This is a genomic window from Sphingomonas bacterium, from assembly GCF_903643065.1.
Classification (GTDB): Bacteria; Pseudomonadota; Alphaproteobacteria; order Sphingomonadales; family Sphingomonadaceae; genus Sphingomonas.
In genome coordinates, this window is record NZ_CAHJWX010000051.1 from 1 (window position 1) to 8,525 (window position 8,525).

Annotated in this window: 6 protein-coding genes and 1 pseudogene; 5 read left to right on the forward strand and 2 right to left on the reverse strand. The window is 67.2% G+C overall.

The window, feature by feature from the left end; translation table 11 throughout:
* Positions 1–91 precede the first annotated feature (91 nt).
* Positions 92–1,303 carry a toxic anion resistance protein gene (locus HUU95_RS03260; RefSeq protein WP_174278791.1) on the reverse strand — a complete coding sequence of 404 codons (1,212 nt, stop codon included), beginning with the start codon at positions 1,301–1,303 and terminating at the stop codon, positions 92–94.
* Positions 1,304–1,406: 103 nt separating this feature from the next.
* Between HUU95_RS03260 and HUU95_RS03265 the strand changes: the two genes are divergently transcribed.
* Positions 1,407–1,694, forward strand: coding sequence for a hypothetical protein (locus HUU95_RS03265; RefSeq protein ID WP_174278792.1), 288 nt, complete (start codon positions 1,407–1,409; stop codon positions 1,692–1,694).
* The gene (locus HUU95_RS03270; RefSeq protein ID WP_217429752.1) at positions 1,694–2,089 is read left to right on the forward strand and encodes a type II toxin-antitoxin system VapC family toxin; all 396 of its coding nucleotides are present in this window, start codon (positions 1,694–1,696) and stop codon (positions 2,087–2,089) included. Before HUU95_RS03265 ends, HUU95_RS03270 begins: the two co-directional genes overlap by 1 nt.
* 16 nt (positions 2,090–2,105) lie before the next feature.
* On the opposite strand, the gene HUU95_RS03275 is transcribed toward HUU95_RS03270, so the two are convergent.
* Positions 2,106–3,185 carry an alpha/beta hydrolase gene (locus HUU95_RS03275; protein WP_254602593.1) on the reverse strand — a complete coding sequence of 360 codons (1,080 nt, stop codon included), beginning with the start codon at positions 3,183–3,185 and terminating at the stop codon, positions 2,106–2,108.
* Positions 3,186–3,346: 161 nt separating this feature from the next.
* Here HUU95_RS03275 and HUU95_RS03280 point away from each other — a divergent pair, with 161 nt between their 5' ends.
* From HUU95_RS03280 to typA, 3 genes and pseudogenes are all read left to right on the forward strand, one after another.
* The gene (locus HUU95_RS03280) at positions 3,347–3,874 is read left to right on the forward strand and encodes a DUF4142 domain-containing protein (protein WP_174278795.1); all 528 of its coding nucleotides are present in this window, start codon (positions 3,347–3,349) and stop codon (positions 3,872–3,874) included.
* Between the two features lie 358 nt (positions 3,875–4,232).
* Positions 4,233–6,635: pseudogene (locus HUU95_RS14825) on the forward strand (TonB-dependent receptor).
* Between the two features lie 104 nt (positions 6,636–6,739).
* Positions 6,740–8,525, forward strand: a 1,786-nt coding sequence (gene typA, locus HUU95_RS03290) for a translational GTPase TypA (RefSeq protein ID WP_174278796.1), incomplete at its 3' end; no start/stop codon positions are given.

The following is an 8,525-nucleotide window of genomic DNA, read 5'->3' on the forward strand; positions in this document are numbered from 1 at the left end:
CGCGCCGCCGCCGCCGGCGTAGTCGGCCGTGATCCGCTCGGACAGCGCGCGCGACCGCGCGACCAGATCGTCGACCTCGCTCATCGCGCGGCTACACCGCTTCCAGCTTGAATTGCGCCGGGGTCGGACCGCTCAGCTGCCCCTGCTGCGCGCCCTCGGCGCGCGCGATATAGCCCTTCGACTTCTCGACCTCGCCGCCCAGCGCGGTAACGGTGGTCTTCATCGAGTCGAGCGCCTTGAGCTTGAACGTGTCGATCGCGTCCATCGTATCATAGATGTTCTGGAACGCGCGCTGCAGCGTTTCCAGCGGAATGGTGGCCGACGCCGCCTGTTCGTGGATGCGCGCGGTGTTGCTCTTGAGCAGCTTGCCGGTGGAGTCGATGATGTTGGCGGTGGTCGTGTTGAGCTGCGTGATCTGTTCCAGCACGAGGCGCTGGTTGGTCAGCGCCTGCGCGACGGTGACGGCGGTGCGCAGTGCCGAGACGGTGGTGGTGGACGCGCGATCGACGCCCTTTACCAGCTCGACATTGTTCTTCTTGACGAGGTCGAGCGCCAGATAGCCCTGCACGGTGACCGCCATCTGGGTCAGCAGGTCCTGCGTGCGCTGGCGAGTGTAGAACAGCGCGGTCTCGCGGATCGCCTTGGCCTTGGCGGGATCGGTATGGTCCAGCTCGTTCGCCTTGTCCTCCAGCCGGGTGTCCATCGTCCTGGACAGCAGGATCATCTGCTCCAGCTTACCCATCGCCGCCCACAGGTTCGCGCGCTCGGTGTCGATCGCGGCATTGTCCATTAACAGCTCGTCCTTGCCCGAGGCGAGGCTCTTCAGGATCTGGCTGATATGGGTCTGCGAAGATTTGTAGCTGTCGAAATAGGTCCGCATCTTGTTGCCGAACGGGATGATGCCGAACAGCTTTTTCGACGCGGACAGGTTGCCCTGCTTGCCGGGATCGAGGTCCTCGACGACGCGGCGGAGCTGCGCCAGGTCTTTGCCGACGCCGGTGTCGCCGTCCATCGCGCGGACGGGGCGGTCCAAGAAGCGGTTGGACTGGCCGGCGGCGTCGCGAATCTCCTTGGCGCCCATCGCGGTGATCGCGTCTACGCGTCGGCCGAAATCGGGCGAGTTGACGTCCTGCGCGACGAGATCGGTGACGAAGCCCTCGACGCGCTCGTCCAGCTTGGACTTCACGTCGGCGGCGACCGGCACCAGCCCCGCCGCCTTTTCCGCCCGCACCACCGGCACCGGATCGGGCGGGGTGAGCGTGAGCGGCTTGTCCGCCGTGATCGTGGTCGCGTCCGTCGCCATGCTGGGCCCCTCGTGTGCTAGGCTTATAACACAGCCGGTTCGGCTGACAACGATGGATAGGACGTGCTATGGACATCTAGCAAGGACAGCGAGCCCGAACGCGATGAACGAGATGACGCCGATCCGTCCCGACCTTGCCGAAGCCTCGACCATCGGCAACAGGCAGGCGCTGCTGCTGCCGGACGACTGGCCTGCGCTCGCGCCGGGAGCGTGGATCATCGAACGCCGAGCCGGCGGCCTGACGTTATTTCCGTTCGTCGAGGATAACTGGCGCTGGGCCAATGACTTGGCCGGCAGCATGGACGATGATTGGGCTCGTAGCGTCGAGGAAGGCCGGATCGGTCCCGATCATCCCGATAACGCGCTGGACGACGAACCCGTCTTTGATTGATGCGGTACCTGCTCGACACTAACATCGTCATTGCGGTGCTGAACCGTCGTTCGGACATAACGATCGCTCGTCTCGCCGCGCGGCGGGCTGACGTGGCGATGTCCGCGATCGTCGCCTTCGAACTGTCCTATGGCGCGTATAACAGCGCGAAGCCGATCGAGAACTTGCGCCGGATGTACTCGATTGATCTCCCGATTCTTGAGTTGACCACCGCCGATGGTGTTCAGGCCGGTTGCATCCGTGCGGCGCTTCGGGCGGCGGGAACGCCGATCGGCCATTATGACGTATTGATCGCTGGGCAGGCGCTCGCTCGTGACATGACGGTCGTGACCAACAATACGGGCGAGTTCGCCCGCGTCGCCGGCCTCAAGCTGGAGGACTGGACGGCGCCCTGAGCGCCGTCCGACTGACTTACTTCCCCAGCGCCGTGCGCAGCTGCGCGCCCGCGAACTGTTGCGCGGCGAGCGCTTCCGGGATCACCGCGTCTGCGCCGAAGAACTCATGCGTGGTGCCCGGATATTCGCGGCGCGTGACCTTGACGCCGGCGGCGCGGAGCTTGGCCTCCAGCATCTGCCCGTCGGAGCGTAGCGGATCGATCTGCGCCGCGATGATCGTCACCGGCGGCAGGCCGTGCAGGTCGGCGGCGACGAGGTTGAGACGCGGGTCGCTCGCGTCGGCGGGCGAGCGGGTGGTGTGATAGACGAACCAGGCGATCCCCGCGCGGCTGAGCGGCATCGCGTTCGCATTCTCCTGATACGACGGGGTGTTCAGATCGGTGCCGGCGACCGGGTAGACCGCCAGGATCGCGACCGGGAGCGGCTTGCCGGCGGCGCGCGCGGCGATCGCGGTGGCCACCGCCAGGTTGCCGCCCGCGCTCTCGCCGGCCAGCACCATCTTCGCCGGATCGCCGCCCAGCGACGCGGCGTTGGCGAGTGCCCATTGATAGGCGGCATAGGCATCGTCATGCTGACCGGGGAACTTGGTCTCGGGCGCGAGGCGGTAATCGACGGAGATCACGATCGCGCCTGTCTCGCGGACCAGCGCGCGGGGGCTCGAATCATAGACAGCGCTCGACGCGATCACCCAGCCGCCGCCGTGGAAATAGAGGATGACGGGCAGGCGACCGGCCCTCGGCGCGGCGGGCTTGTACAGCTTGGCGTGAAGCGGGCCGGCGGCGCCGCGCACGGTGATGTCGGTAGCGTTGACGCCCGGCGGCGGCGTCGTCGGCTTGCCCTGCTGGGTCAGCACCGCCTTCACGCCGTCGGCGAAGGTGGGCTGGAGGCGCGCCTCGACCGGCTCCAGCGTGTGGATCGGCTTCATGTTCATCGCCTTGAGCGCGTCCAGCACGGCCTGGTTCGCCGCCACCGGCTTGACGCCGCTGGACGGGATGCCGGGCTGACCCTGCGGCATCGCGCCCATTTGCGCGGCGAGTGGCGCGGCGAAGATGAAGGCGGCGGCGGCGAGCAGGGCGGGGGCATATCGACGATGCATCATTTCTCTTGTTCCCAACGATTTCTTAGTTGGGCGGCTGAACGGATCGTTAAGGTTCCGGTTCCCGACTGGAAAATCTAACGTGGATCAATGACTTGGCTATTCGGAACTTTACCAATGACTGGGCGCTGTATTGCTGAGCCCCGGTTCGGAGAACTGTCATGTTGTCGCGTTTCACTCTTGCCGCCTGCCTGTTCGCCGCGCCGGCGATGGCGCAATTGTCGCCCCCGCCCGCACCGCCCGAGGCGAACACGCAGGCGCAGCCGTTTCTGATGGCGGCTGGCGAGTCCGACGTGTACGAGATCACGTCTAGCCAGATCGCGCTGACCAGATCGCAGAACCCAGCGGTGAAGCGCTACGCCACCGAGCTGATCGGGCATCACACGATGACTACCAACAACGCGCTCAAGGCGGCCAAGGCGGGCGGGGTGACGCCGCCGCCGCCGGTGCTCGACGCCAGCTTCCGCGCGCTGATCTCCGAGCTGCAGAACGCCGCGCCCGGCGACTTCGACAAGCTGTACATCGGTCAGCAGATCCCGGCGCATCAGGGCGCGCTGGCGTTGCAGACGGCTTATTCGCAGGGCGGCGATGTCGCGTCGCTGCGCGCGGCGGCGAAGAGCGCGCTGCCGTACGTGAAGCAGCATCTGGTCGAGGCACAGACGATGCAGAAGAAGATGATGGCGATGTGAGCATCGCGGTGGCCGGACGAAACAAACCCCGCCGGCCACCGCCCTGATCGATCTTCTCGGTCAGCGACACAAGGAGCGTACCACCTGGCTTCCGCCGCGTCAGGGCGGAGGTGGTCGCGCGGTGGCTGACTGCTCGGCCAGGCGGCGACGCTCACGAGGCCCATAATGGGGGGATGGTGCCACGGTCGGTGCGGGTAACCATGGTGCCGTCGTGCCCTGCCAGGCGTTGATGTGTCGAGTCGACGCCATCCATGCGGGACCCGTCCCGAGCAACGCGCGACGCCATCGTTCTGCCTCCGCGAAGACGCGAAACTGCAACTGGCCGACCCTAGCCGCCGATGGCTGAAAGGGGTCCTGCATGTTTCGTATCCTCCCCGGCGTCGCCGCCGTCCTGCTCGCCTGTTCCTCATCCGCCGTGCTCGCCCAGGCGACGGCGCAGCCCCAGCTACGTGGCGGCGAATCCGACGCGTCGGCCGACGTCATCGTCACCGCGCAGAAGGTCGAACAGCGGATCGAGGACGTGCCGCTGACGGTGACCGCCGTGACGGGTCAGCGCATGGCGGATCTCGGCGTCAACTCGCTGTCGGAGGTAGCGTTGTATGTTCCCGGCCTGCGCATCCAGGAGCAGAGCGCCAATAATCCCGGCTTTGTGATCCGCGGCATCACCTCGGACAACGGCTCCGCCCAGCAGGGCGCGCGCGTCTCGCTCTTCTATGACGGCGTCGACATCTCGCGGACGCGGGGCGCCTATCAGGACCTGTACGACATCGAGCGGATCGAGGTGGTGAAGGGCCCGCAGGCGACGCTGTTCGGCACCGCCGCCGAGGTCGGCGCGGTCAACATCATCTCGGCGCGTCCCCGATCCGGCACGGAGGCGAACCTGACCGCGTCGTACGGCAACTACGACCGGACGCAGGTGTCGGGCTATCTGAACGCCGGGAGCGACACGCTCGCCGGGCGGCTAGCCTTCGCGTACAAATACCGCAACGGCTATGTCCGCAACATTGCCGGCAGCCCCAACGTCGCCAACCAGAACCAGGGCCGCGTCGATCAGGACGATCTGAACGGCCAGGATCAGCGCGGCGTTCGTGGATCGTTGCGCTGGCGGCCGACCGGCCGGGTCACGGTCGACCTGGTCGGCACCTATGACGGCCAGGGCAATCCCGGCACCGCGTTCAAGAGCCGCGTGTTCGCGCCGACCGGCGGACAGACCGGCGATTATGGCCGCGCCGAGCTGTCCGGCTCCCCGTTCAGCGCGGCCGTGCTGGGCGACAGCAAGCTGGGCCTCAAGCGCGACGTGTAGGACGCGAACCTGACGGTGCAGGTCGATCTGGCGCCCGGCATCACCTTCACCACGGTCAACGGCTATCGCCGCTTCAACGCCAACGAGGTGTTCGACGCGGATGGCGGCCCCGCCTGGTATCTGGAGTTCGCCGAGGATGCCCGGGGCGACCAGTGGAGCCACGAAAGCCGCTTCGCGTTCACCGGCAGCCACCTTCGAGCCTCGTTCGGCTGGAACGCGTTCTTCGAGAACGGTTTCCAGCGCGTGCCCTTCTCGACCGAGGAGGGCACCTACCTCGCCTGTTCCGTCACGGGAGCCTTCGCGCCCTTCCGCGCGGCGCTGAACGGGCAGGGCGTGCCGACCGGCACCGCCTGTGTCCGCCCCGACGGGACCATCCCCGCCGCGACGCTCGCCAGCCGCATCCTGACCCGCGGCGCCGCGACCCAGGTGCCGTACCAGTCGGTGTTCACGAATTTCGGCGAGAACGACACCTATTCGGTGTTCGCCGACACGACCTGGCTGCCGACGCACCGCGTCGAGATCACGGCGGGCGCGCGCGTGCTGATCGAGGACCGGCAATCGGGCTATAGCAGCGTTCAGCCCAATTCGGCCATCCTGGCGGGCGTGGGCGTACGCACCAGCCTGCTCGGCATCGCCAGCACCAATGGGACCAAGTTCGAGGCGGAGCGGAGCTTCCAGGCCGTCCTGCCGCGCGTCAACGCGCTGTTCCGGGTGGCCGACGGCCTCAACCTGTACGCCACGATCAGCAAGGGGCGCCGATCGCCGGTGGTGCAGCTGACCGCGGTCACGGCTGGCACGGGCGCGGCGCCCGCGTTGCAGATCGTGCCGGACGAGGTGGTGTGGAACTACGAGGCCGGCGTGAAGGCGCGGCTGGGCGGGCTGACCGGCACGCTGTCGGCCTTCTACCAGGATTATGACGGCTTCCAGGTCTCGGTCATCAACCCCGACGGGACCACGACCACCCAATCGGCGGGGTCCGCCAAGGATCCGGGCGTCGAGGCGGAGGCGACCTACAGCGTCGGCAAGGCGCTGTCCGTGTTCGGCAGCTTCGCCTATCTGGACGGCAAGATCGATCGCGGGGGCAATGTCGCGCCGACCTATGCCGGCGCGCGTTTCCGGCTTCAGCCCAAATACACCGCGTCGGGCGGCGCGACGCTGCGCCTGCCGCTGGGGCGCCGGGCGACCGTTTATGCCACGCCGTCGGCGACATACCAGTCGAAGGAATATTTCGAGCTGCCCAACACCGAGGCGATCAGCCAGGGCGGCTACACGCTCGTCAACCTGCGCGCGGGCATCGAACTGGACGACGGCCGCTTTCGCATCGGCGGCTTCGCGCGGAACCTGCTCGACAAGCGCTACCTGCTCGACGCCGGCAACACGGGCGGCGCGTTCGGCGATCCGACCTATATCGCCGGTGAGCCGCGCTTCTATGGGGTGGAGCTGGGCGGGCGCTTCTAGCGGCGCGACGGCGAGGCGCCGTACGTTGCACGCGGCCGGCGGGCGACCCTTTCCGCAATGCGGCAATTCGGCTAAGGGCGCGCGACCTTTTCCGGGAAAACATGATGAACCTGCGCAACGTGGCGATCATCGCCCACGTCGATCACGGCAAGACCACGCTCGTCGACCAGCTCTTCCGCCAGTCCGGCACCTTCCGCGACAACCAGCGGATCGAGGAACGGGCGATGGACTCCAACGACCTGGAGAAGGAACGCGGGATCACGATCCTGGCCAAGTGCACCTCCGTCGAATGGCCCCCCGCGGGAGCGCCCGGCGACGTCACGCGGATCAATATCGTCGACACGCCCGGCCATGCCGATTTCGGCGGCGAGGTGGAGCGCATCCTGTCGATGGTCGACGGCGTCATCCTGCTGGTCGACGCGGCCGAGGGCGCGATGCCGCAGACCAAGTTCGTGACGGGCAAGGCGCTGGCGCTTGGCTTGCGCCCGATCGTCGTCGTCAACAAGATCGACCGGTCGGACGCGCGCGCGCAGGAGGTGCTGGACGAGGTGTTCGACCTGTTCGTGTCGCTGGACGCGACGGACGAGCAGCTCGATTTCCCCGTGCTCTTCGCGAGCGGGCGCAACGGTTACGCGGGCGATAGCGCGGAGGTGCGCGAGGGCACGCTGGCGCCGTTGTTCGACCGCATCGTCGCGCATGTGCCCGCGCCCAAGCTCAACGAGGACGCGGCCTTTACCTTCCTGGTGACGCTGCTCGACCGCGACAATTTCGTCGGTCGCATCCTGACGGGCCGGGTCAATTCGGGCGTGGTCAAGGTCAACCAGCCGATCCACGCGCTGGACGACGCGGGCAACGTCATCGAGACGGGCCGCGCGTCCAAGCTGATGGGCTTTCGCGGGCTGGAGCGCGTCGCGATTGAGGAAGCGCGCGCGGGCGACATCATCTCGATGGCCGGGCTGGCGGTCGCGACGGTGGCGAACACGATCGCGGACACGAGCGTGACGGAGGCGCTGCACGCGCAGCCGATCGATCCGCCGACGCTGTCGATGCGCTTCGCCGTCAACGACAGCCCGATGGCGGGGCGCGAGGGATCGAAGGTGACGAGCCGGATGATCCGCGACCGGCTGATGCGCGAAGGCGAGAGCAATGTCGCGATCAAGGTCACCGAAGCCGCCGACAAGGACAGTTTCGAGGTCGCCGGGCGCGGCGAGCTGCAGCTGGGCGTGCTGATCGAGACGATGCGGCGCGAGGGCTTCGAGCTGGGCATCAGCCGCCCGCGCGTGCTGTTCGCCGAGGACGGCGATGGCAAGCGGACGGAGCCGTACGAGACCGTCATCATCGACGTGGACGAGGAATATTCGGGCACGGTCGTCGAGAAGATGGCGATCCGCAAGGCCGAGCTGACCGACATGCGGCCGTCGGGCGGCGGCAAGACGCGCATCACCTTCTCCGCGCCCAGCCGCGGCATGATCGGCTATCATGGCGAGTTCCTGTCCGACACGCGCGGCACGGGGATCATGAACCGGCTGTTCGAGCGCTATGGGCCGTACAAGGGCAATATCGAGGGCCGCAAGAACGGCGTGCTGATCTCCAACGGCACCGGCGAGGCGAACGCCTATGCGCTCGGCTTCCTGGAGGAGCGCGGCATCCTGATGGTCGCGCCGGGCGACCCGCTGTACGAGGGCATCATCATCGGCGAGAACGCCAAGACGGACGACCTGGAGGTCAATCCGATGAAGGCGAAGCAGCTCACCAACTTCCGCGCGAGCGGCGGCAAGGACGACGCGATCCGCCTCACCCCGCCCAAGCGGCTGACGCTGGAACAGGCGATCGCCTATATCGACGACGACGAGATGGTGGAGGTGACGCCCAAGTCGATCCGGCTGCGCA